At 67.2% G+C, this 21,807-nt stretch carries 25 protein-coding genes; 15 read left to right on the top strand and 10 right to left on the bottom strand.

Annotated features, from left to right (window positions below):
- The first annotated feature begins 1 nt into the window (after position 1).
- The 4 genes from GXY47_13845 (at position 2) to GXY47_13830 (ending at position 3,590) form a co-directional block, all read left to right on the top strand.
- Positions 2-532 carry a (2Fe-2S)-binding protein gene (locus tag GXY47_13845; GenBank protein ID NLV32224.1) on the top strand — a complete coding sequence of 177 codons (531 nt, stop codon included), beginning with the start codon at positions 2-4 and terminating at the stop codon, positions 530-532.
- Positions 529-2,829: a molybdopterin-dependent oxidoreductase gene (locus GXY47_13840; protein NLV32223.1), complete on the top strand. Its 2,301-nt coding sequence runs from the start codon at positions 529-531 to the stop codon at positions 2,827-2,829. Before GXY47_13845 ends, GXY47_13840 begins: the two co-directional genes overlap by 4 nt.
- Positions 2,830-2,843: 14 nt before the next feature.
- The gene (locus GXY47_13835; protein NLV32222.1) at positions 2,844-3,071 is read left to right on the top strand and encodes a hypothetical protein; all 228 of its coding nucleotides are present in this window, start codon (positions 2,844-2,846) and stop codon (positions 3,069-3,071) included.
- Between the two features lie 72 nt (positions 3,072-3,143).
- Positions 3,144-3,590: a hypothetical protein gene (locus tag GXY47_13830; GenBank protein NLV32221.1), complete on the top strand. Its 447-nt coding sequence runs from the start codon at positions 3,144-3,146 to the stop codon at positions 3,588-3,590.
- A 38-nt stretch (positions 3,591-3,628) separates the two neighbouring features.
- On the opposite strand, the gene GXY47_13825 is transcribed toward GXY47_13830, so the two are convergent.
- Positions 3,629-3,871 (bottom strand): hypothetical protein, encoded by a 243-nt coding sequence (locus GXY47_13825; GenBank protein NLV32220.1) that lies wholly within the window; start codon positions 3,869-3,871, stop codon positions 3,629-3,631.
- Between the two features lie 135 nt (positions 3,872-4,006).
- On the opposite strand from GXY47_13825, the gene GXY47_13820 reads away from it, so the two are divergent.
- A complete protein-coding gene (locus GXY47_13820; protein NLV32219.1) occupies positions 4,007-4,369 on the top strand; it encodes a hypothetical protein in 363 nt (120 codons plus the stop codon).
- 8 nt (positions 4,370-4,377) lie between these two features.
- On the opposite strand, the gene GXY47_13815 is transcribed toward GXY47_13820, so the two are convergent.
- Positions 4,378-5,562 carry a 6-phosphofructokinase gene (locus GXY47_13815; protein NLV32218.1) on the bottom strand — a complete coding sequence of 395 codons (1,185 nt, stop codon included), beginning with the start codon at positions 5,560-5,562 and terminating at the stop codon, positions 4,378-4,380.
- A gap of 228 nt (positions 5,563-5,790) precedes the next feature.
- On the opposite strand from GXY47_13815, the gene GXY47_13810 reads away from it, so the two are divergent.
- The gene (locus tag GXY47_13810; GenBank protein ID NLV32217.1) at positions 5,791-6,282 is read left to right on the top strand and encodes a hypothetical protein; all 492 of its coding nucleotides are present in this window, start codon (positions 5,791-5,793) and stop codon (positions 6,280-6,282) included.
- A complete protein-coding gene (locus GXY47_13805) occupies positions 6,279-6,989 on the top strand; it encodes a CPBP family intramembrane metalloprotease (GenBank protein ID NLV32216.1) in 711 nt (236 codons plus the stop codon). Before GXY47_13810 ends, GXY47_13805 begins: the two co-directional genes overlap by 4 nt.
- A gap of 19 nt (positions 6,990-7,008) precedes the next feature.
- Here GXY47_13805 and GXY47_13800 read toward each other — a convergent pair whose 3' ends face one another.
- A complete protein-coding gene (locus GXY47_13800; GenBank protein NLV32215.1) occupies positions 7,009-8,241 on the bottom strand; it encodes a M23 family metallopeptidase in 1,233 nt (410 codons plus the stop codon).
- 153 nt (positions 8,242-8,394) lie between these two features.
- Between GXY47_13800 and GXY47_13795 the strand changes: the two genes are divergently transcribed.
- The 8 genes from GXY47_13795 (at position 8,395) to GXY47_13760 (ending at position 15,808) form a co-directional block, all read left to right on the top strand.
- A complete protein-coding gene (locus GXY47_13795) occupies positions 8,395-8,937 on the top strand; it encodes a hypothetical protein (GenBank protein NLV32214.1) in 543 nt (180 codons plus the stop codon).
- Positions 8,934-9,569: a hypothetical protein gene (locus GXY47_13790; GenBank protein ID NLV32213.1), complete on the top strand. Its 636-nt coding sequence runs from the start codon at positions 8,934-8,936 to the stop codon at positions 9,567-9,569. The genes GXY47_13795 and GXY47_13790 overlap by 4 nt, the downstream gene beginning before the upstream one ends.
- Positions 9,566-9,811 (top strand): hypothetical protein, encoded by a 246-nt coding sequence (locus tag GXY47_13785; GenBank protein ID NLV32212.1) that lies wholly within the window; start codon positions 9,566-9,568, stop codon positions 9,809-9,811. The genes GXY47_13790 and GXY47_13785 overlap by 4 nt, the downstream gene beginning before the upstream one ends.
- Positions 9,812-9,996: 185 nt before the next feature.
- On the top strand, positions 9,997-10,215 hold the full coding sequence (locus GXY47_13780) for a hypothetical protein (protein ID NLV32211.1): 219 nt from the start codon (positions 9,997-9,999) through the stop codon (positions 10,213-10,215).
- A gap of 106 nt (positions 10,216-10,321) precedes the next feature.
- The gene (locus tag GXY47_13775) at positions 10,322-11,785 is read left to right on the top strand and encodes a hypothetical protein (protein NLV32210.1); all 1,464 of its coding nucleotides are present in this window, start codon (positions 10,322-10,324) and stop codon (positions 11,783-11,785) included.
- On the top strand, positions 11,776-12,549 hold the full coding sequence (locus GXY47_13770) for an ABC transporter ATP-binding protein (protein NLV32209.1): 774 nt from the start codon (positions 11,776-11,778) through the stop codon (positions 12,547-12,549). The genes GXY47_13775 and GXY47_13770 overlap by 10 nt, the downstream gene beginning before the upstream one ends.
- Before the next feature lie 56 nt (positions 12,550-12,605).
- Positions 12,606-13,316: a hypothetical protein gene (locus GXY47_13765; GenBank protein NLV32208.1), complete on the top strand. Its 711-nt coding sequence runs from the start codon at positions 12,606-12,608 to the stop codon at positions 13,314-13,316.
- A gap of 248 nt (positions 13,317-13,564) precedes the next feature.
- A complete protein-coding gene (locus GXY47_13760) occupies positions 13,565-15,808 on the top strand; it encodes a TonB-dependent receptor (GenBank protein ID NLV32207.1) in 2,244 nt (747 codons plus the stop codon).
- Positions 15,809-15,821: 13 nt separating this feature from the next.
- Here the strand turns inward: GXY47_13760 and GXY47_13755 are convergent, their stop codons facing one another.
- The 7 genes from GXY47_13755 to GXY47_13725 are packed head-to-tail and all read right to left on the bottom strand — an operon-like array spanning position 15,822 to position 21,627.
- Entirely contained in the window at positions 15,822-17,138 is a 1,317-nt protein-coding gene (locus GXY47_13755; GenBank protein NLV32206.1) for a radical SAM protein, read from the bottom strand.
- Positions 17,135-17,383, bottom strand: a complete 249-nt coding sequence (locus GXY47_13750; protein NLV32205.1) for a FeoB-associated Cys-rich membrane protein — start codon at positions 17,381-17,383, stop codon at positions 17,135-17,137. Before GXY47_13750 ends, GXY47_13755 begins: the two co-directional genes overlap by 4 nt.
- Complete coding sequence (feoB, locus tag GXY47_13745; GenBank protein NLV32204.1) at positions 17,380-19,536, bottom strand: ferrous iron transport protein B; 2,157 nt, start codon at positions 19,534-19,536, stop codon at positions 17,380-17,382. Before feoB ends, GXY47_13750 begins: the two co-directional genes overlap by 4 nt.
- Complete coding sequence (locus GXY47_13740) at positions 19,537-19,770, bottom strand: ferrous iron transport protein A (GenBank protein ID NLV32203.1); 234 nt, start codon at positions 19,768-19,770, stop codon at positions 19,537-19,539. It abuts the gene before it with no gap.
- A gap of 24 nt (positions 19,771-19,794) precedes the next feature.
- Positions 19,795-20,898, bottom strand: a complete 1,104-nt coding sequence (locus GXY47_13735; protein NLV32202.1) for an LbtU family siderophore porin — start codon at positions 20,896-20,898, stop codon at positions 19,795-19,797.
- A 5-nt stretch (positions 20,899-20,903) separates the two neighbouring features.
- Positions 20,904-21,116, bottom strand: coding sequence for a ferrous iron transport protein A (locus GXY47_13730; GenBank protein NLV32201.1), 213 nt, complete (start codon positions 21,114-21,116; stop codon positions 20,904-20,906).
- Positions 21,103-21,627, bottom strand: a complete 525-nt coding sequence (locus GXY47_13725) for a metal-dependent transcriptional regulator (GenBank protein ID NLV32200.1) — start codon at positions 21,625-21,627, stop codon at positions 21,103-21,105. The genes GXY47_13730 and GXY47_13725 overlap by 14 nt, the downstream gene beginning before the upstream one ends.
- Positions 21,628-21,807 lie beyond the last annotated feature (180 nt).

Here is a 21,807-nt window from a genome sequence, read left to right as displayed (position 1 = left end):
TATGAAACAGCAGTTGAACATCGTCGTTAATGGAGAGCCGCATGAGCTCTTTATTGAACCGAAGACTCTTCTCGTCCAGGTCCTGAGGGAGCACTTGGGCCTCACGGGAACCCATCAGGCCTGCGACAGCAGTTCCTGCGCGGCCTGCACCGTCGTCGTCGACGGGATGGCGGTCAAATCCTGTTCCATCCTGGCCCTGCAGGTCAACGGCAGGGAGGTTACGACCGTCGAAGGACTGGCGCAGGGGAAAAACCTGCATCCCATCCAGCAGGCCTTCATCGACAACTGGGCCTTCCAGTGCGGGTTCTGCACCTCCGGCCAGATCATGGCCACCAAGGCGCTGCTCGACGAGAATGCCGATCCGACGAGAGAGGAGATCCAGGCGCAACTGGACGGACACCTCTGCCGCTGCACCGGGTACAACATGATCAACGAGGCCGTGCGCGACGCGGCCAAGAGGCTCAAGGCACGGAAGGATCTGGAGTCGCAGAAGTGGCTGCAGACGGCAAAGTCAGGGAAGGGGGCGAAATGAAAGAATTTTCCATCATAGGCAAACCGACACCAAACGTTGACGGCCCGGCGAAGGTTACGGGGGAGGCCCAGTACACCATCGATATGACCCTGCCCCACATGCTATACGGCAAACTCCTCCGGAGCCCCTACCCGCACGCCAAGATCCTCAGCATCGACACGAGCGAAGCGGAAAAGCTGCAGGGGGTGAAAGCCGTCATCACCGGAAAGGACACCCCCGGGGGCAAATGGGGACTCTGGCGACGCTTCCGCGAGCTTTCCGACCAGCAGGCGCTGGCCACCGACAAGGTGCGCTTCATCGGGGACCCGGTGGCGGCCGTAGCCGCGACCTCGGAGGAGATCGCCGAGAAGGCGCTCGACCTGATCGAGGTCGATTACGAACCTCTGCCCGCCGTCTTCGATCCGATCGAGGCGATCAAGGACGACGCCCCGATGGTGCACGAGGATTTCCCGAGCAACATCAACGCGACGCGCCACATCGAGTGGGGCGACGTGGATGACGCCTTCGCCAAGGCGGACTATGTCCGCGAGGACAGGTTCGTGCTCGAGGCGGCCCACCCCTGCGCGATGGAGGTGCACAGCTCCCTGGCCAGCTACGACAAGGGAACCGGCCGCCTGACCATCTGGACCTCCACCGGGTCCCCCTACTTCGTCCAGCAGAACCTGGCGGAAGCGCTGAAGATGCGGGAGGGCGACATCCGCGTCATCAAGCCCCATGTCGGCGGTCATTACGGCGGCAAGAACTCCACCATGCCCGATGCCGTGAACGCGGCCATCCTTTCCATGAAGACCGGGCGCCCGGTGAAGGTCGTCTTCAACCGGGACGAGGAATTCACCACCACCGAGCACCGCACCGCCCAGCACATGGCCCTGAAGCTGGGCATGAAGAAGAACGGCGAAATCGTCGCCTTCGAAGTCAAGGCGATGACCAACGGGGGGGCCTATACCGGGCTGGGGGCCACGACCCTCTACCTGACCGGCACCTTCATCACCATGCCCTACAAGATCCCCAACTACCGGTACGACGGGGTCCGGACCTACACCAACATCGTCTGGGGCACCTCGATCCGGGGTTTCGGCGCCGTTCCGGGAAAGTACTGCTCGGAAACCCAGCTCGACCGGGCGGCCAAGGACCTCGGGGTCGACCCGCTGGAGATCCGCCGCATCAACGCGGTGGCCCCCGGCTACACGGCTCCCGGGCAATACACCTTCGAGAGCTGCGGCATCCAGCCCTGCATCGAGAAGATGGCGGTGCGGGTCAAGGAGAAGTGGCCCGCCATCGAGAAGGATGAGGGGATCGGGTACTGCGGGTTCGCCTACATGTCCGGCGGCATCTTCAACTGGATCGACACGCCCTACGCTTACTCCTCGGCCCACATCAAGGTCAACTGGGACGGGACGGTCGACCTCTACAGCCAGGCGGCCGATGTCGGCCAGGGGCACAACACCGTGGCCGCCATGATCTGCGCCGAAGAGCTGGGGATCGGGATCGAGGATATCCGCCTTCACATGGGGGATACGGCCCACGCCTACACCGATCTCGGCGCCTGGGGGAGCCGCGAAACCCTGATGAACGGCAACGCCATCAAGGACGCCGCCTCCCAGGTGAAACAGAAGCTGATCGACATCGCCAGGCTGAAACTGGGGGAGAACATCGCCTACGACCTCGTGGCCAGGAACAAGAGAATCTTCCTGGAACTGCGCCCGGAACGGGGCCTCTCCTACTACGACCTGGTCAAGGACGCGATCCGGCAGAACGACGGCGTTCCGCTGACGGGCACCGGCCACTACACCCCCCACAACAAGGGGATGATCTCCCCCGCCTACGGCATGGGGATCATGGCGATCAAGGCGAAGGTGGACCGGGAAACCGGGCACGTCACCGCCAGGGACGTCCTCGTGGTGCACGATTCCGGCCAGATCATCAACCCGCTGGGCGCCCGGGGCCAGGTGGAAGGATCGATCCACATGGGGCTCGGGTACGGCCTGTGCGAGGAGATGCCCATGGACCAGGGGATGCTGCTCAACCCCGAATTCGTGGACTACAAGATCCTGCGGACCCGCGACATGCCGGAGATCGAAATCCTGGATGTCCCCACCTACGAACCGAACGGCCCGTTCGGGGCCAAGGAAGCGGCCGAGGCGACGATCGCGCCGACCGCGCCGGCACTGGCCAACGCGGTATACCAGGCCTGCGGGGCGGAATTCTTCAGCAACGTCCTGAAACCGGAGAAGGTGCTCAAGGCGATCCGTGCGCAAGAGGCCAAAAACAACGCCGCTTCCCAAGCGAAAGAGTAAGGAGGAGATTCATTATGCCAAACTATCGTTGCCCGATGTGCCGCAAAATCTGTGCCGAGCACCTGGACCTGGCCCGGCACTACCTGGGACAGACCGACAAGAAGCACAAGGAGTGGCTGAAGACCCAGGGGCTGTCCTACGCGGCCCTCATCAAGGCCCAGGTCACCGAATTCGGGAACAAGGGATACGAGGCCCTCGCCGAGGTGCTCAAGAAAGAAGCCACCGTCATCGACGAGATATAGGGCCCGGAGATCCAGGCCCGGGGGGCGAAGCGTCCCCCGGGCCGTTGCCACTCAGAGAGAAAGGAGTCTTGAATGCTGATAGAAGGACAGTTCTCGTTGCAGGCGCCCATCCAGAAAGTATGGGATTCGCTGCTGGACCCGAAAACGCTCGGTTACTGCGTTCCCGGCACGGAGAAGATGGAGGCCCTCGACGCGGAAACGTACGAAAGCGTCGTGGCGCAGAGGGTGGGGCCCTTCAAGGTCAAGTTGAAATTCACGACCAAACTGACCGAGGTGCGCCCCCCCAACTACATCAAGGCGGTCGGCAGGGGGGCCGACGTGACCAAGCTGGGGAATTTCTCGACCGAAATCGAGGTGAACCTCAAGGAGACCTCCCCCGACAACGTGGATGTTTCCTACACGGCCAATGTGGCCCTGGTCGGGCGCCTGGCCACCTTCGGCGAAAGGATCATGCGGGCCAAGGCGAAGGAAGTGGGGGACCAGTTCACCGAGAATCTCCGGGAGAAGCTCAAAGCCTAGCCGGATTCTGAAGACAGCGGTTTCGTCCGCCGGCCCCATCACTCCCGGGTGATGGGGTCGATCTGTTCCGGCGGGTCGAAACAGGAGCAGCTGATCAGCTGACCGCCGCACCTCGGGCAGACCTCCTGATCGCAGTTGGCGTGATGCCGTCCACCGGGCGCCACATTGCAGTCGGGGCAGCGGAACCAGCCGGGGAAATGAAGGCTCCGCGGATCATAGGGAACGCCGGGGAGGACCTGCCCGTCGGGATATTCTATGGACAGGTTCCCCTCGCACGTCATGACCTCCGCATCCGAAGTTTCTTTGCGGCATCTGCTGCAGATTCCCATCGAGCCGTCTCCTTGGACCGTTCCGGCGCCGGGCGGCAGGCGCCCCGCCGGACCGGACTCTCATTGATTCATTCCATCAGGAACATTATGGGCATCGCCAATTATACCAACCTCAGCGAACTCATGAACCGCCGGCTGAAAACCGGGACGGCCGTATCCATCGCCGAGCTGGTAACCGAGGCCATGGCAGGGGGCCTCATCCTCGCTTCGGAAGGAACCCTGGCCGACCGCGCGGAACTGGAAAACGGCTTCATCGACCTGGTGGACGTCCTCCGCCGGAACGGGGCGATCCGGCCCGAACCGGCGGATGCATCCGAGGAGGCCCTGGTCGGGCTCTACCTCTCCGGGAAGCTGGCCGAGAACGGCTACGGCGGACCGGACGGCGACCGTTTCCTGGAAATCCGGTGGCGCGCCCTGACCGAGGACCTCCCGGTCATCGTGAACCTGTAGCCACCCCCTCACTCCGGCCCGCAGGCGAGGCAGAGGAAGACCGGCTTGCCCGCCTTCTGCGAGTAGCGGGGGCGGCACTGGTCGGTGTTGTACAGGGCCGCGACCTCCACCTGCCGCGGCCCCTGCCCCGGGTCGGGGATCGGCACCATGCGGTAGCGCCCGTTGTCGATGGCCGTCATCAGCCCCGATTCCCCCTTCTCGACGCTCTCGACCGCCATGTGGGCGAAGGTCACCGCCACCATCTTGTCTATGAAATCGGCCTCCCCGCTGCGCAGGTCGTAGGTCAGGTCGCTGATCACGATTTCCAGCCCGGTCCGGTTGCGGATCTCCACGCCCAGGGCCTCGGCGACATTGGCCTTCTTGCGATGCCCGTAGGCGTCGGGCTCCCCGTATTCACGCATTTCGTACCCCGACCAGGTGCACCCCTCGGAAAGGACCACGAGGGCGTAATTGCTGGGGTTCTCCCGCCGGTCCTTCATCAGGAGACCCATCATCCGCTCCAGGTCGAACCGGTGTTCGGGGATGCCGCACCGGATACCGGTCACGTAGGCGGTGTAGAGCGCCGTGTACCCCGCGTCGCGCCCGAAGATCCTGAAGATGCCGATCCGCTCGTGCGACCCGATCGTGGACCGCTGCCGCTGGATGGAGTCCACCGCCCGGGTGATGGCCGTGGAGAACCCGATGCAGTACTCGGTGTTGCGGACATCGTTGTCCATCGTCTTGGGGATGGCGACGACGCGCACCCCCTCCTGGTGGAGCACGGACGCGTAGCTCAGCGTGTCGTCCCCCCCGATCGCGACCAGGGCGTCCATCCCGAGGTGCTCGAGGTTGCGCAGCACCCGCTCGGTCAGGTCCCAGGTCGTGGCGCCCGAGGACTCCTCGCTGGGGAAATACCCCGCGTCCAGGTGCTCGGGGACCGCCTTCATCCTCTTCGGGTTGGTCCGGCTGGTGTGCAGGAAGGTCCCCCCCGTCCGGTCGATGGTCCGGGTGTTGTTCCGGTCGAGGGGGAGGATGTAGCGGGCGCGGCTTCCCGGGTCCTCCAGGTTCACGTGGGTCAGCCCCTCCCATCCGCGGCGGATCCCTATGACCTCGTACCCCTTGTCGACCCCCGCTTCCACAATCCCCTTGATGGCCGAGTTCAGTCCCGGGACATCCCCTCCGCCGGTCAGAACCCCGATGCGCATTCTCCCCATGTCCCCTCCTCACCCTGACGATCGATCCGGTACCTGCCGATTATACCCGAAAAAGGAAACATTATGCCGCATCCGGCGGAAAATGACACCCGCCGCGGGTCCGGGACCCAGGAAATTTGTTTTTGTATTCCGCGCGCCCTTTTGGGTACAATGGGCCGGGAATTCGCGCATCGTTTTTCACAATGCAGCCCGAATCAACGGGCGCCCGGGCGGGCAGTGGAGAAGACCATGGCGGAAGATTCTTATGAGGCCCCAGGCGACGCGATCGTGGGACCGATCATTCTTCTGACCCCCATCGGCCAGAAATACCTCGACCAGACCAGGCCCTGGGCCCGGTTCCTCTCCATCTTCTGTTTTGCGGGAGCGTGCCTCTCGGCGCTCGCGGGCCTGGCCCTGATCGCCATCGGCCTCCTCGGACACATCCCGGAGTCGCAGGGGCTCCATCCCATGTTCGGCCGGGCATTCGGCGTGGTGTCCGGCCTCCTGTACATCCTGGTCGGGGCGCTCTACGTCCCGGCGGGGATTTTCCTCTTCCGGTATGGCGGGGCCCTGCGTTCGCTCGCGGACCACGGAACGACCGAAATCCTTGAAAACGCCCTGAAACAGCAGCGGTCCTTCTGGCGCTACGCGGGGATCCTGGCCCTCATCGGCGTCCTGGTCGTCGTCTTCGCCTTTTTCGCGGCCCTGTTCCTGGCCCTGTTCGCCCGCTACTCCCAATGACCGTCAGCCTGCCCGGATACCTGCTCCTCCTCGCCGTCGGCGTGCTCCTGCCGCTGCGCAGCTGGCTCTCCCTGCGCAAGAACCCCCTCGGCGCGCCGATCGAAGTCCCCAAGGCGAAAAGATACCGGGTCGGCATCTCCCTCACCCTCCTGCAGGCGGCCTTCGCCCTCTGGGTGGCGCTGGACAACCGCCTGCAGCCGCTCTTCGGCTCCTTCCGCCTCGACGCGGCCACCGTGCTGGGCACCCTGGCCCTGCTGGCCCTCTCGCTGGGGCTCCTGCGGTGGATGGTGCGGCACCGGTCGGCCGGCTGGAGGATGCGGTTCTACTCCATCCTGCCCGAAACGGCCCGGCAGCGGGTCGTCTGGGTCTTCATCTGCATGATCGTGGCCGTGGCGGAGGAGGTGCTGTACCGGGCCGTTCTCTGGGGCCTTCTCCAGCGGCTGACGGGAGACTACTGGATCTCGGCCGTTCTCGCTTCCCTCGTGTTCGCCCTCAACCACCTCGTGCAGGGGTGGATCAGCACCGGCACGATCTTCGTCATCGGGTTCGGCTTCCATCTCCTGGTCCATGTCTCGGGAGGGCTGTACGCCGCCGTCGCCGCCCACTTCATCTACGACCTGTCGGCCGGCCTCTGCTACAGCGGCGCCGCCCGGAAGGAATCACGCTCCGCCCGATCGATGGAAACCGCTCCGCAGGCCGCCCCCTGACCCCGTCCGCCCCGGGAGGCTAACCCCGTGCCAGCCCCTCCTGCGCCCGGCACAGCGGGTGACGGCGCACGAGCGGGTTGAAATCGGCGAGCACGATCGGGGCGAAACCGGGGTGGATGTCATCGATCGTGATCGCTGCGGGATCGAGCGTCCGCGGGATCCAGGCCCCGGCCAGGTGCAGGTGCGCGGGAGCCCCGGCCCCTTTCGACCGGCCCACCCGCCCGACCACCCGCTCTTCATCCACCCGGCCCGGCCGGGCCTCCCCGGCATCGAGGTGGCTCAGCAGGGTATGAAAGACCTCCCCGTTTTCCCGCACGCTGTCGGGGTGGCGCACCACGACCGTCGTCCCCAGGAAGTCGTCGAGGAAGGCGATCGTCTCCCCTTCCGCCAGGGGGTGGACCGGGAGCCCCTCCGGGATCGGACGCAGCCCGGAGCCGGTGTCCCCTTCGGCGAAATCGATCCCCTCGTGCGCCGTCCGGCGCCGCGAACACTCCCCCCACCACTCGGCGCATTCTCCAAAAAGCATTCCCCGCCGGAAATGCCAGGAGCGCACCCCCGCTTCGGCCGCGAGCCGTTCGACCCATCGCGCGAATCGGGGAACCATGGTCTCGGGCAGCCGGGCCCTCGAGGCCCGGGCGCGGCGCCAGGCATCGAAACCGATCCAGGCGCCCCCTTCGGCCGCATCCTTCACTTCCACCCGGGAGAAGACCGGCAGCTCATCCCGCGCCCCGGGACGGCTTCCGCGCCAGACCGGGACCCGGAGCTCGATCCCGCTCCCGCCCCCCGGGTCGGGCCCCGCCACCGTGCCGCCCGGCACCGCGTAACCGCCATCCCGCAGGATGCCGTCCCACTCCCCGCGCGAGGGCCGAAACCGGACATATCTCCCGGAAACGGGGACCGGCATCCCTTCGGTTTCCTCCAGCCGCCGGCGCGCGACATCGACGAAATACCCGAGGTCGAACGTCCCCCCGTCAAACAGCACGGACTCGGCCTCGTAGCGCCGGTTGGGCTTCCGGACATAGACGATCACCCCCCCATCAGGAACCGCTTCGGGAGCCCCGAGGATCGGGTATCCGCGTCCCGCGGGGATCGACACTGCCGCCGCTCCGGCGGGGAGGGTGGCCAGCAGCGCCAGCCCCTCGGCAGGGAGTATCTGGTAAAGGCGAGCAGGAAGCTCCGCCCCGGGCCGCCCCCCGGCCCTCACCTTCAGGGCAACCATGTCCCTCGAGGAAATGCGCAGCGTGGCGACCATGTCGCCCCCTTTCTCGGGGCGATTATTCCACAAATGAACGGTGATGTGAAATATCCCGGTCCCGCCGGAAACATTATCCCCGGAACCGGGCACACAGAGGCCCGGACCCGGGGTGTCGAAAAAATGAAGAGTGCGCGATCGGGGGGTTCGGCCATGGCACAAGGAGCGCCGCGGATGCGGCGCCTCCTGGCGGGGTCGATCCTGGCTGCGGGCATCATCGCCGCCGGATACCTGCTCCAGGGCGAGATCCGGTCGGCCGTCCGCCGTCCCCCGGTGCGCCTCGACCGGCCCCTCCCTCCCCTGGTCGTCGACCGGGGCGGGACGGACGTGGAGATGGCGGACATCATCCGGGGAAAACGCTCGGTGATCGTGTTTCATTCCCCATCCTGCCGCGTGTGCCGGGAGATGATGCCCGCGCTCGACCCGCTTCCCCCGGGACTCCGGCTGGTCCTCGTCCGAAGCGGGAAAGAGGAAGCGCGCGCCGCTGACGGCGCCCCCTGGGGCCTGGACGCCTGCTGGGACCGCCATGGCGATTTTGCACGCGCCTTCGTCGCTCTGCCGACCCTTCTCTTCGTGGACGAGAGGGGGGTCCTGGTAAGCGGGATCACGGGACGGCGCAGCCGGGAGTTCGTGCGCGCGAGGCTCGAGCGCTTCGCGTCGGGCGCAGCGCCCCCTGAGAAGGGGCGGCGCCCGTGAAAACGGTGAGCGCGAAAAAACGCTGTTCGGCCTGTATCGCGCTTGCGGCGCTTGCGGCGGTCGCGGGCCTGCCGGCGGCCTCGTCCCGTCTCCTCGGGCGGCCCGACCTCGTGAAGCGGGTGCGGGCCTGGAGCGCGGGGGCGACCCTGGTGGCCGCCGACGCCGCGGTGATGCAGACGCGGCGCAACGACTGCGGGCCGGCGGCCCTGAAGATGGTGCTCGACGCCCACGGCATCGAGCGCCCCCTCCCGGCGCTCTCGGCGGAGGCAGGGCTCACCGGACGGGGCACCTCCCTCGGCCGCCTGCGGGCGGCCGCCGCCGGGAGCGGCCTTCCCGGCCGCTCCTGGGTCCTGGCACCGGAGGACCTTGCGGATGTCCCGCTCCCTGCGATCGCCTATGTCCGCAGAAGCCATTTTGTAGTCATCCGGCGCTTTTCGGCGCCGCAGGTTCTGGAGGTGGACGACCCGGCGTTGGGCAGATTACGTTGGCCGGTTCACGCATTCCGCAGGATCTGGTCCGGGGAAACCCTCATCTTCGATCCGGCCTGGGCTCCCGCCCCGCACAGGGGAGCGGAGACAATGAAAACCGTTCATGTTCGGCCCGACGGGCTGATGAAAGGAAAGAATCCATGAAATGGAAACAGGTCACGACCGCGCTTCTGCTGACCCTGCTGCTGGCCCTGAGCGCCGGCGGCGTCCCGGCCGATCTCCCGGCCGGGCAGCTCGGCCCGGGGGACGAGGAGGCGGCCCTGGGCGGCGGCTGCGGAGAACGCTGGGGATTGTTCGGCGCCCTGTTGCTCGGGGCGGCGACCCCCTGCGGCGTCATCTGCGGCGTGGCGGCATGGTACATGCTGCCGACACTTGAAAACTGCTGAGGGGGGGGAGCCATGAGAACCCTCTCTCCCGCCCGGGACCGTGAACTCTGGAAGATCGTCCTCCGCCTGGGCGGCGTCGCCGCCGCCCTCTGGGCCCTGTACGACCTGGCCGGGCACCATCTTCACCCCTAATCGCTAAAACTGCAGGAGGACCCGAAATGGAAAGGAAACAGGTATCCGTGCTCTTGATCGTCGTACTCTGCCTGACCGCGACCCTGGCCCAGGGCCTCGGCCCCGTTGGGCCTGGAGACATGGCGGCCGACGCCGCCGTGGGAGGCCTGACGGTGTGCAACGGCTTTCTCGACGGATTCGCCGTCGGCATGGGCATCGCCACCCTGGCGGGCTGTGTCTGGTGCGCCGGAGTGGGCATCGCCGCGAAGGTCATAGACGTCATGGCCTGCTGATCACGTACGAACTCCCGCTCCCGGCCCGGGACCCCCGACGGTCCCGGGCCGGGAGCGGGAAGGCCGGACGCACCGCGCGGGCGGCCGGCCCGGAGGACATCGGACCATGCATGGGATGACTCTGCTGTTGCTCAAGGAGAGGGGGCGCCGGCTGCGGCATGGCCGCGGCTGGATGGGCTGGCTGAGCGCGGGGTCCGCCCTCGGCCTGCTCGCCTGGAGCGCCGGCGCGCTCCTCCCGCTGCGCCCCCTCCCCCCCGCACGCTGGGAGGAGCTGACCGCGGCGGCCTGGACTTCGTGGCTTCTTCTCGGGGCCGTGACCGGCCGCGATTTTTCCTGGCGCGTCGGCCGGGACCGCCTGCGCGTCTTCCCCGCCCGCCGCTTCGGCGACCTCTATGTCCATACCTTCGCGCTCGGCTTTCTGAGCCTCCCCATCCTCGCCGGCCTCGGCCTGGCCCTGCGGCGGACCGCGCGCGCGCCCAACCCCGCCCTGGCCGCGGCGACGGCGGCGGCGGGGTACCTGCTGTTCGTCGCCTCGGTCCGCCTGGGGGCGTCGCTCCTGCGCAACACCACCGGTCGCTTCGGCGCCCTGCGGCACGGGGAACGGGCGGCCGCCGCCGTCACCCTGTCCCTCGCGGCCGCGGCCATCCTCGGAGAACACCTGGCGCCCGGGTCCTTTCCGCCCCACCCGGGGCGCCTGTTCGGCCGGACCCTCGCCTCCCCCGATTCCGTCCTCCCGCCGGCGCTGATGCTTGTCTGGGTCGCGCTGCTGGGAGGTGCGGATTTCCTGGTCGAGCGCCGGCTGCACTACAGCGCCCTCCCCCGCGCCCATGCCGCCGGGGAGCGCGCGCCGCTCCCCCACCCGGCCTGGCCCGGGCCGCTCTTCTGGATCGGAGTCTCCGGCTGGCTCCGCTACCGGGGCGCCCTGATGCTGGCCGCCTGGGGGGGCGGTTTCAGCTTCTGCTGGACCTGGTTCACCGGGTCGCTGGATGCGGGCTACTTCTTCTCCTTCACCTTCCTCAACCTCTTTTTCCACTCCTACCTCCGGGCAAATCTCTTCGGGATCGACCGCGACGGCGCCTGGATCCACTACCGCTTCCCGGTTGGGGCGGAGCGGGCGCTCGGCGCCCGGAGCCTGAGTCTCGACTTCCTCCAGGGGGGGATGATCGCCTGCCTCTTCGCGGCCGGGGCGCTGAAGGGGGGCGCGGGGATAGGGCCGTCGGACTGGGTCCGGATTCTGAGCTACGCGCTATCGGGCATCCTCTTCGGCGAGATCTGCGGCTGGTATTTCACGGTCCGCCGTCCCGAATCGATCGACCGGACTTCCCAGTTCGACGGGGGGGCCACGATCGGGGCGTTGGTGGTAGGGTTGCTTCAGCTCGGTTTCCTGCTCCTCTTTCTCGCGGCTTCCTCCCTGGCCGCGCGGGCCCTTCCCCCTCTTCCCGGCGCGGCGATCTGGGCGGCGCCGCCGCTCGGCCTGGCCGCCGTGCGCGCCGCCCTCCTCAGGGGCTGGGTCCGCCGCGCCCTGGCGGGGGACGTCGATAACTTTCTGAAAAGACTCGCATGGTTCTGACTATGGACATGATCGTGAAGACCGTCGACCTCGGCAAGACCTACGGGAAAACGCAAGCCCTGGGGAGGCTCACGCTGGACATCCGCAGAGGGGAGATCTACGGCCTGATCGGTCCCAACGGAGCGGGCAAGACGACGACGCTCGCCCTCCTGGCGGGCCTCGTCCGCCCCTCCTCGGGGAGGGCGTGGATCGGCGGGGTGGAAGTCCTGCCCGGGGACGGCAGGACGGCGGCGCTGACGGGCTTCGCCTCGCCCCAGTTCCCGCTGCTCGACTACCTGACCGGGCGCGAGATCCTGACCGCCTGCGGGCGGCTGCACCGGCTGGACCGTTCCGAAGTCGCCCGGCGCACCGGCGAACTCCTGGAGATGCTGGAGATCGACGCCGCCGCGGACCGGTACATCGGCCGGTATTCGCTCGGAATGAAGCAGAAGATCGCCCTCGGCTGCGCCCTGATCCACGCCCCGGAGGTCTGCCTGTTGGATGAGCCCTTCCTGGGCCTCGACCCGGCGGCCGTCTTCCGCCTGCTCGGCCTGTTCCGGCGCATGGCTTCCGGCGGGCGCACCCTCATCCTGTCGTCCCACGACATGGGGCGCATGGAGCGGCTGTGCGACCGGGTGGGGATCCTCCACCAGGGTCTGCTGCAGCGCGAAATCGGACTCGCCCCCGCCGGTGCGGGGAGAGTGCCCCCTCCCCCCCCGGAACTGGAATCGGCGCTGTGGGAAGTCGCGGGGGGGCCGGGGGAGCGGGAACTCTCCTGGATCTGATTCCGCGCCGAGGGTCCGATTCGATCCCCGAAACCAACCCAGGAGGAGAACCGATCATGCCCGAAACACCGACTGGACCCGGGACCCGATCCTGCTGGTCCATTTTCGCGCACCCGCTCGACACCCTGGACTCCCTCCGGCACCGTCCCCGGTGGCTCCTCCCCCTTCTGGCCGCGGCGGCGGCCGCGGCGGCCTCGAACCTTTACGTCCTGCGGCGGGTCGGGCTGATGCGCCTCGTCGACTCCGCCGCGGCCGGCGGCTCCCTTCTCGATGCCGAGGGGCTGCGGGAAAGCGTGCTCGAGCACCAGGCCCGGATCCTTGCCTTCCAGGCGGCAACGGCCTTCGCCGGCCCGTTCCTGACCGCCTTCAGCACGGCCGCGGTCTTCTGGCTGATCCTGGTTCTTTTCGGGCGCGACATCCCGTGGAAAAGGGTCCTGGCCGTGGTGGCGCACGTCTGGCTGCTGACGGTCGGGATCCGGGAGGGGATGAAGGCGTTGGCGATCACCTGGATCGCGGACACGGGCCGGTTCGACATCGGCAATCCCCTGGCGACCAACCCGGCGTTCTTCTTCCGCGCCTCCTCGCCGGCGGTGCAGAAAACGCTCTCCTCCCTGGACGCCATCACCTTTCTGGGACTGGCGCTGCTGGTCGCGGGACTGGTCCGGGTCTGCCCCGGCCTGCCGAGGGCCCATGCGGCCCTGGCCGTGATCCTTCCCTGGGTGATCTACGTGGGGGGGATGGTGATCGCGCCCGCCTATATGCGCTAAGGGCGGCCTTTCGGGCCGCCCTTATGAAGGGTTCGAGGTGACAACTGTGTGACGCAGGAATCTATCTTGGTCGCGCTTACTCATGCTTCTACGCCCTCATCGTCCGCGGGTTCCAAAACTTTGCTGAAAAACCCGCGCCCGGCCTTTCTGGGCCGCCCTCCCTTGCAATGACGCCTGCTTTATATTATCTCTTGATGATTTAGCGGGATACGGACCATCTCTTCCCGGAGCAGGCGGATAGCGGAGCCATGAACCTGTCGAAAATCCTTGTATTCATCGTCTTCTGGGCGCTTCTGCCCCCCCGGGTCGCGCCGGCCGGATCGGCCGTCCTCGAGGGAATGGTCACCCTCGGGCAGAACGGCCGGCCGATTCCCTCGGCCTCCGTGACCCTCATCCAACTCGGCCGGACCGCGATGACGGATGCCGGGGGGCGCTACCGCTTCTCCGACCTCCCCCCGGGCGAATACGATGTCGTGAGCCACATGCACGCGTTGACAGGGCAGGTGAAAAAGATCCGCGTCGAGGCGGGGGAGAGCGCGCGGGCTGATTTCGCCCTCGTCCTTTCCCCGGTGCGGCACGAGGTCACGGTGACGGCGACGGGGAGGGAGGAGACCGCCTTCGACGCCCTTCAGTCGGTCACGACGGTTCATTCCCTGCGCCTGGCCGAGCAGGGGGCTTTCGGCCTGGGGGACACGATCGCGGGGGAACCGGGCGTCCACAAGCGCAGTTTCGGCCCGGGCAGCTCGCGTCCCGTCGTGCGCGGGTTCGACGGCGACCGGGTCCTGGTCCTGAACGACGGCCTCCCGACCGGGACCCTTTCCTCGCAGTCGGGCGAACACGCCGAACCGGTGGATGCGCCGAACCTGGACCGGGTCGAGGTGGTCAAGGGCCCCTCCACCCTCCTTTACGGAAGCAACGCCATTGGAGGGGTGGTGAACATGGTGACGGCCCACCACCTGCTCCACGAGCACCCCCACCCCGGGTTCCGGGGCCACCTGACGGCGTCGGGCGCCGGGAACTCCCACGCCGCCGCCGGGCACGCCGGGGCCGAGTACGGCCACGGAAACTGGCTGGTCTGGGGGAACGGTTCACGTCAGGTCGCGGGCGATTACGAAAGCCCCGAGGGGAGGGTGGACAATTCCAGGACCCGCGCGAGTGCGGGGAGCGCCGGTCTGGGGTGGTATTCCGACGGCCCCTTCTTCAACCTGAGTTACGCCTCCAACCGGGGGCGCCTCGGGATCCCCTATGCGGGGATCTTCCATCATCACCACGAAGAGGGGGAGGAAGCAGAGGGGGAGGAGGAGGTGCTCCCCCATCTGGAGGGGGACGTCCCCGAAGTGGATGAAACCTTCTCCTGGCACAACGTCCGTATGAACGCGGGGACCCGCCTCCGGGGATCCTTCCTGGAGGAGGTCAAGGTCGCCGCCGGCCTGAGCCGCTGGAAGCACAAGGAACTGGAAGGTGGAAGCGTGGCCACCTCCTTCGACAACAGGCTGTTCAACCTCCGCGCCGCCTTCACCCAGCGCCGCGCGGGGCGCATGGAAGGAACCTCGGGGCTGCAGTTCTCCCACCGTGACTACCGGGCGGAGGGGGAGGAGGCGCTCTCCCCCCCCGCCAGGGGGACGACCTTTGCCCTCTTCACCCTGCAGGAGATGGATCTCGGCGCCGCCCGGCTGCAGTTCGGCGGCAGGATGGAGCACACCGGTTATTCCCCCTCCGGGCTTGCGGGCCGGTCCTTCACCGGCTTTTCGGGAGCCGCCGGCATCCGCCTGCCCCTGGGCGAAAACGTGGCCGCCGTGGCGCACTACACCCATTCCTTCAGGGCGCCCGCGATCGAGGAGCTCTACAACCACGGCCCCCACATCGGCAACCTCGCCTATGAAACCGGGGACATGAACCTGAAGCGGGAGCGATCCGACGGGATCGACCTGTCGCTGAGGCGCGAAAGTCCCCGGCTGGAGCTCCGCGCCGATTTCTACTACTACCGCCTCGGCGATTTCGTCTATCTCGATTTCACCGGCAACCGGGTCCACGGGCTGCGGGAGGCTCGGTTCGCCCAGCAGGACGCCCGTTTCATCGGGGGTGAAGCGGCGCTTGGCGCGGCGCTGCGGCGGGGGGTATGGCTGACGGGCGCCCTCGACGTCGTCGAGGCAGGGCTGGCAGGCTCCGGCGCCCCGCTCCCCCGGATCCCCCCGCTCCGGGGGAAGCTGGGCATCGACGCGCGCTGGCGCGCCCTCGCCTTCAAACCCGAAATCGTCATGGCGGCCGCCCAGGAGCGCCTCGCCCCGGGCGAGACCCGCACGGCGGGCCACACGGTCGTCAACCTGGCGGGATCGTTCACGCTGGTGCGGTCCCGCCGGATGCACATCCTGTCGCTCACCGTCTCCAACGCGGCCGACCGTCTCTACCGCAACCACCTTTCCTTCATCAAGGACCTCGCACCCGAAATGGGGCGCAGCGTGAAGGCCACCTACACCCTGCGCTTTTTCTGAACCGGCCGGCGGGTCAGAAATCGTCGAACGACTCCATCCCTTCGGCCCGCGCCATCTTCCGCTGCGAGAAATTGATGACCCAGGAGGCGATGTTGCGCGCGGTGACGGGCGGGGGGAGGCGGCGCAGCATCGAGCCGTAGGTGTAAAACCTGACGTACATGTCCCGAACCCCCTGCTCCAGCCCCTCGGGGGTGAAATGCTTCGGCCGGATCAGGCACCGGTCCCCCGGCCACCGCCCCAGGGCGTCGACATCCAGGATGCGCCCTTCCTCGAGCATGCGGTCGTAAAGGGGGGTCCCCTTGTCAGGGGTCAGGATGTTGAAGTAGGCGGCCGGGACCTTGTGGTCCATCAGAAAACGGAGCGTGGCGTCGAATACGGCCTCCGTTTCGGTGTCCCAGCCGAAGATGAAATTGAGCGAATAGCTGATGCCCCGCCTGCGCAGGCCTTCCAGGATCCGCTCGTACTCCTCTACCTTGTTTGCCTTCTTGTTCATCGAGGCGAGCGTTTCCGGGTCGATGCTCTCCATCCCGATATTCAGGTGCAGCAGCCCGCTCCGCCGGGCCAGGTCCATGAAGGCGTCGTTTCGGCAAAGGTGGGCGCTCCAGAGGGCGGACCAGCGGAGCTTCAGGGGGATGAGGGCCTCCATCAGCTCCATCGCGTGGGGCAAATCGCCGGCGAAGTTGCTGTCGGCGAAGAGGATGTCCTTCGACCGCGTGTGGCGGATCTCCTCGACGACCTCGCCGGCGGGCCGGGTGCGGTAGCGCTCCCCAAGGTACATCCGCTCGGAACAGAACTCGCACCGGAAGGGGCATCCCCGGGAGGACTGCACCGAATAGGTCTTGAGCAGGTCGTAGCGCTTGAGGTCGATCAGTTCGTAGCGCGGGAGCGGCAGACGGGCAAGGTCGTGGTAGGACTCGGCGCGGTAGACCCGCCCGAGAGTCCCGGCCGCGGCGTCGGCCAGCATGCGGGGCCAGATCGACTCCCCTTCCCCCAGCCCGACGGCGTCGCAGTGCCCGAGGGCCTCCTCGGCGTGGAAGAAGGTATGGGGCCCCCCCATGATCACGGGGACCCCCCGCTCCCGGAACCGGTCGGCGATTTCATAGGCCCGGAGCGAGTTCATGGTCCAACAGGAGAGGGCCACCAGGTCGACGGCGGCGGCGAAGTCGACCTCGTCGAGCTGCTCGTCGATCAGGGTGACGTCCCACTCCCGCGGCGTCAGGGCCGCCAGGTAGGGGAGGGTCAGGTTGACCACGCTCCTTTTCCGGGTGCGGTGCAGCGTCCGGTCCGACGGGGACCGGTAATGCGCGGGCTGAATGATTTGAATTCTCATTGGCCGCCATTGTAGGACATTTCCTTCCGCGACGGCAAATCTTTACCGTCCGCCGGTGGCTCCAGGGCCTCGGGCCGCGTATGGGATCGGCCCGCGGGGGGGCGGACGGGCGCAGACCGGCTCCCGGCCCGGGAGCATCCGCCGCATCCGCTGCAGACCGGGTGCCGGACGCTGCGACGGATCCTCCGGAAAAGCCAGCCCGCGGCCAGGGCGACAATGAGCACGACGAGAAAGATTTCCATCATCCGGCTCCCAGGGCCACGCCGGCCTGATACACGAGGACGGCCAGCGCAAAGGCGACGGCGGTGTTGAAGAGGACCGAGAAGGCGCCCCATTTCCACGACCCGGCCTCCCGGACGATGCAGACCACGGTGACGGAGCAGGGGGCATAAAATATGGTGAAGATGATGAGGCTCCAGGCGACCGCGCGGTTCCATTCCGGGTTGGCCGCCAGCCTTTCGGCCAGCCCCCCGCTCTCTGCCGGGTCCACCTCCCCGAGGGAGTAGGCGGTCCCCAGGGTCGACACCACCACCTCCTTGGCGCCGAATCCCCCCAGGAGCGCGATGTTGGTGCGCCAGTCGAACCCCGCCCAGCGCGTGACCCGCTCGAGGGCGCCGCCGATGCGGCCGGCCACCGAATACCTGAGCGCGGCCTCCGCCTCGGCCCGGCCGACCGCCTCGAGTTCTCCCGCCCTCTCCGTGGAAGCCGAAGCGGGAATGACCGCCCGTTCCCTCTCGAACCTTTCGTAGTGCGAATCCGAAAGCGCGGGGAACGTCATCATGGCCCAGAGGACGATGGCGATGGCGAGGATCACCGTGCCCGCCTTCTTGATGTACTGCCACGTCCGCTCCCAGGTGTGGATCAGCAGTCCCCTCAGGGTCGGGACCCGGTAGGGGGGGAGTTCCATGACGAAGGGGGTGGCCGGGCCCCGGATGACGGTCGAGCGCAGCAGTTTTGCGGCCAGGAGCGCTCCCGCCCAGGAGATCAGGGTGATCGTCAGCATGACCGTCTCCCTGGCCTCGGCGAAAAAAGCCGCGATCAGCACGGCGAAGACCGGGAGCTTCGCGCCGCAGTTCATGAAGGGGACCGTCAGCAGCGTGGCCAGCCGCTCCCGCGGCGAGCGCAGGGTGCGGGCCGCCATCACCCCGGGGACGGCGCACCCCCCGGCGATCCCCCCGGCCACGATGAAGGCCATGACCGAATTCCCATGCAATCCGAAGATGCGGAACACGCGGTCCAGCATGTAGGCCACCCGGGCCAGGTACCCCGAGTCCTCGAGCAGGGCGATGCCGAAGAACATGAGCAGGATCAGGGGAACGAAGCTCAGCACTCCTCCCACCCCGTCGATAACGCCCGAGACCACGAGCGAGCGGAGCATCCCCGCGGGAAGATGCGCCGAGGCCAGGCGGCCGAGCCAGGCGAAGATCGCTTCCACCCATTCCACCGGCCGCTCGCTGTAGGTGAACATGAAGCGGTAGAGCCCCATCACCACCGCCAGCATGACCAGCGGGCCCAGCAGTCGGTGGGTCAGGAAACGGTCGATCCGGTCGGAGACGTACATCCGGTTCTCCTCATGCTGACGCCGCACGACGCCCTCGCGGAGCAGGGCGTGGATGTAACCGTAGCGCTGGTCCGAAATCAGCGCCTCGGGCTCGATGTCGAGCGTGCGGGCCAGGTGGGTCGCCACCCGGGCGGCCGTCTCCCGCAGCAATGCCGCCGCGGCGGGGTCGCTCGCTTCCCCCTGCTTCAGGATCTCGGCGTCCTCCTCGAGGAACTTCAGCGCCACCCAGCGCGCCGGGCCGGCCCCCGGTAGGAAGGCGCGCGAACGGATCAGCGCCTCCATGTCCCCGAGCGCCTCGTCCAGGTCGTTGCCGTAGGAGATGACGAGGGGCTCGCGGGCGGAGCTGGCGCGCACCTTGCGGACGGCGGCGCCCAGCAGTTCCTCCTTCCCTTTCCCGGTGCGGGCCACGGCCGGAACCACCTCGACCCCCAGCAGTTCGGAGAGCCTGTGCGCGTCCACGTCGATCCCGCGGTTGCGGGCCGCATCGACCATGTTGAGGCAGAGGACGAGGGGCAGCCCCATTTCGAGGAATTGCACCGTCAGGTAGAGGTTCCGCTCCAGGTTAGAGGCATCCACGACGTCCACGACCACGTCGGGCTTACGGCCGGTCAGGAAATCGCGGGTGACGATCTCCTCGAGGGAATAGGCCGTCAGCGAGTAGGTCCCGGGGAGGTCCACGATACGCAGTTCGTCTCCCCCGCTGGCGCAGACCCCCTCCTTGGTCTCGACGGTCACCCCGGGGTAGTTCCCCACGTGCTGGCGTGCGCCGGTCAGCGCGTTGAAAAGGGTCGTTTTGCCCGAGTTGGGGTTGCCCGCCAGGGCGATGGTCGCCTTCACCTACCCCACCTCCACTTCGATGTGGTCGGCCTCGTTGTTACGCAGCGAGAGGGTGAAGCCCCGCACCTTCAGGGCTACGGGATCGTAAAGGGGAGCGCGCCCGCAGACCTTCACCGCCGTCCCCGGGACCAGTCCCATGTCCCGGATCCGCCGCCCCAGCTCCCCCTTCACCCGGACCGCGGTGATGACGCCCGACTGGTTCTCCTTCATCCGCCGCAGCAGGATCCTTCCCATCCCGTCCCCCTTTTTATACCCGACCTAGAAACGGACTGCGACCTGACCGAGGACGGCGACCCCCCGGTCTTTCCCGTCGACGTCCCCGGGGTGGAAGCGGTCGCCGAGCAGGGCGAAGGAGGCGGTCACCCGCCGGCAGATCTCCTGGTTCAGCCCAAACCCGAGGCGCCTGCGGGCCAGCCCGATCCTTTCGGTTTCCCCCGACCCGGAGACCTTCAACACCACTTCCAGGCCCCGCCGCCAGTAGTATCCCGCCTCGACATTCCAGACCGATGGCCTTGCCCCACCGCCGTCGGCACGCGCAAGGTCTTCGGGCCGGAAGCGGCCGAGCGCCGTCAGGTACTCCCCGGAGGCGAAAAATCCGGCGAACCCGAACTCGGCGTAGGCGCCGATCCCTCCCACATAGTCCTCCATCATCGCCCCCGCGCTGTCACCGACGGCCTCCGCGAGACAGTTGCTCGAGGAGATGTTGGAGATGTAGGAGAACCCCAGCAGCAGGTCCACCGGGCCCGACTCCGGAAGGGCGTAGCGCCCGTCCAGCCCGAAGGAGGCGCTGGACCCGGAGGCCCTCCGGATGTCCCCTTCGAACAGGTAGCCGGACAGGACAAAATCGTCGTGGCCGAGCGCGACGACCACCGCCTCTTCCCGGGTCTCGCCAAACAGGAGCGTCATCGGTTGATCCACTGCGGGATCGTCGGGCAGGCGGGTGAGCACGGCCCCGAATGGCACGTAAAGCCTTCCGATGGAAAGGGAGAGCGGAAATTTTTCCCGGTCCTGAAGGGTGATCGAAGCCGCGTCCACCGCCCCGTTCCGGTCCCTGCATCCAAGAGCGTTTTCGTACAGGAAGGTGACATCCCCCCGGATCCAGGGGCGGAACTTCATCCCCAGGGCGAGTTCGGCCGTGGTGAGGTTGAACTCCGAAGCCCGATCGGAGTCCGCGTCACCTGAATCGTCCGTTCGGTGCAGGGCTCCGAACTCGATCAACCCCTCATGCTCGACGCGATCCCTGAGATATCCGAAAAACCCGGCCTCCGCAGCATCCAGGTCCCCGGAGTCCGCGGCGGCAAAAACGGGGGACAAGAGGATGCACATCATCAGGCGCGGGAACCTGCGCGCTCCGCCACCCACGGCCCTCACTCCACGACCATCTTTTCCGCCATGCCCTGTCCCAGGGCGAAGACGCTGTCCCTGACCCGGATCATGAGCCGGCCGCAGCCTTCCCGGCGCAGCACCGAAAACCGCGCTCCCGGCGTCAGGCCGAAACTGTAGAGCCTGGCCCTGAGGCCCCGCCCTCCGCGGATGGCCTTCAGGGTGACTTCTCCGGAATCCACTCTACTGAGCGTCACCGTCCCCCTCCTCTCCGGCGTCCAGCCGCTCCCGCTTCCGCTGCATCTCCTCGATGCAATCCTTGAGGTGAGCGGAGCATCCCCGGGCCGCCCCTTCCCGGTAGGCGCCGAAAGCCTCGACCCAATCGCGCCCCGTCCTCGGACAGTTTTCGATGAAGTCGATGAACCGGACCAGGCGCTCCATGGTCTCCGCCCCGATTCCGTGCTCGATCCTGCAGGCCTCCCCGTCCGCCACCTCCGGATCGATCCCCAGGATATCGATCAGAAAAGAGAGTAGGACCTGGTGGCGCTGGTTGATCTCCCGCCCGACCTTCTCCCCTTCCGGGGTTAACTCCAGGTATTCGTGCTTCTCGTAATCCACGAAACCCTTCTGGTTGAGCGATTTGAGCATGCTGGTGACGGTCGGCATCTTGACCCCGATCCGGCTGGCGATGTTTTTGACCCGCACCACCCGCTTCCCCTGCCCGATGCAGTAGATGGCCTCGAGGTAATCCTCCATCGCCGGAGTCAATTCCCTTCCTTCTCCGCTCCCTGCCTTTCCCTCGCCTACCATTATTTGGCCCCCCTAATTGTGCATCGAAGCTCTAATTTTACTCGGGCACCAAAACAAGTCAAGCAGGAAATCCTGGACATCCACTCTTTGGCGGAATAGGTGGATGTCCAGGATTGGGGTTATTCGGGGGTTTCGGTT

The organism is Acidobacteriota bacterium, from assembly GCA_012729555.1.
Taxonomy (GTDB): Bacteria; Acidobacteriota; UBA6911; order UBA6911; family UBA6911; genus UBA6911.
Note: the sequence above shows the minus strand (reverse complement) of the source record. Positions and strands in the feature narration are given on the sequence as shown.

Coding starts and splice junctions, on each gene's coding strand:
- GXY47_13810 (NLV32217.1), top strand. CDS start 5,791: ATGGCGGAAGATTCTTATGAGGCCCCAGGCGACGCGATCGTGGGACCG.
- GXY47_13740 (NLV32203.1), bottom strand. CDS start 19,770: ATGGGAAGGATCCTGCTGCGGCGGATGAAGGAGAACCAGTCGGGCGTC.
- GXY47_13835 (NLV32222.1), top strand. CDS start 2,844: ATGCCAAACTATCGTTGCCCGATGTGCCGCAAAATCTGTGCCGAGCAC.
- GXY47_13800 (NLV32215.1), bottom strand. CDS start 8,241: ATGGTCGCCACGCTGCGCATTTCCTCGAGGGACATGGTTGCCCTGAAG.
- GXY47_13775 (NLV32210.1), top strand. CDS start 10,322: ATGCATGGGATGACTCTGCTGTTGCTCAAGGAGAGGGGGCGCCGGCTG.
- GXY47_13830 (NLV32221.1), top strand. CDS start 3,144: ATGCTGATAGAAGGACAGTTCTCGTTGCAGGCGCCCATCCAGAAAGTA.
- GXY47_13765 (NLV32208.1), top strand. CDS start 12,606: ATGCCCGAAACACCGACTGGACCCGGGACCCGATCCTGCTGGTCCATT.
- GXY47_13750 (NLV32205.1), bottom strand. CDS start 17,383: ATGATGGAAATCTTTCTCGTCGTGCTCATTGTCGCCCTGGCCGCGGGC.
- GXY47_13785 (NLV32212.1), top strand. CDS start 9,566: ATGAAATGGAAACAGGTCACGACCGCGCTTCTGCTGACCCTGCTGCTG.
- GXY47_13770 (NLV32209.1), top strand. CDS start 11,776: ATGGTTCTGACTATGGACATGATCGTGAAGACCGTCGACCTCGGCAAG.
- GXY47_13815 (NLV32218.1), bottom strand. CDS start 5,562: ATGGGGAGAATGCGCATCGGGGTTCTGACCGGCGGAGGGGATGTCCCG.
- GXY47_13795 (NLV32214.1), top strand. CDS start 8,395: ATGGCACAAGGAGCGCCGCGGATGCGGCGCCTCCTGGCGGGGTCGATC.
- GXY47_13760 (NLV32207.1), top strand. CDS start 13,565: ATGAACCTGTCGAAAATCCTTGTATTCATCGTCTTCTGGGCGCTTCTG.
- GXY47_13755 (NLV32206.1), bottom strand. CDS start 17,138: ATGAGAATTCAAATCATTCAGCCCGCGCATTACCGGTCCCCGTCGGAC.
- GXY47_13820 (NLV32219.1), top strand. CDS start 4,007: ATGGGCATCGCCAATTATACCAACCTCAGCGAACTCATGAACCGCCGG.
- GXY47_13845 (NLV32224.1), top strand. CDS start 2: ATGAAACAGCAGTTGAACATCGTCGTTAATGGAGAGCCGCATGAGCTC.
- GXY47_13805 (NLV32216.1), top strand. CDS start 6,279: ATGACCGTCAGCCTGCCCGGATACCTGCTCCTCCTCGCCGTCGGCGTG.
- GXY47_13840 (NLV32223.1), top strand. CDS start 529: ATGAAAGAATTTTCCATCATAGGCAAACCGACACCAAACGTTGACGGC.
- GXY47_13825 (NLV32220.1), bottom strand. CDS start 3,871: ATGACGTGCGAGGGGAACCTGTCCATAGAATATCCCGACGGGCAGGTC.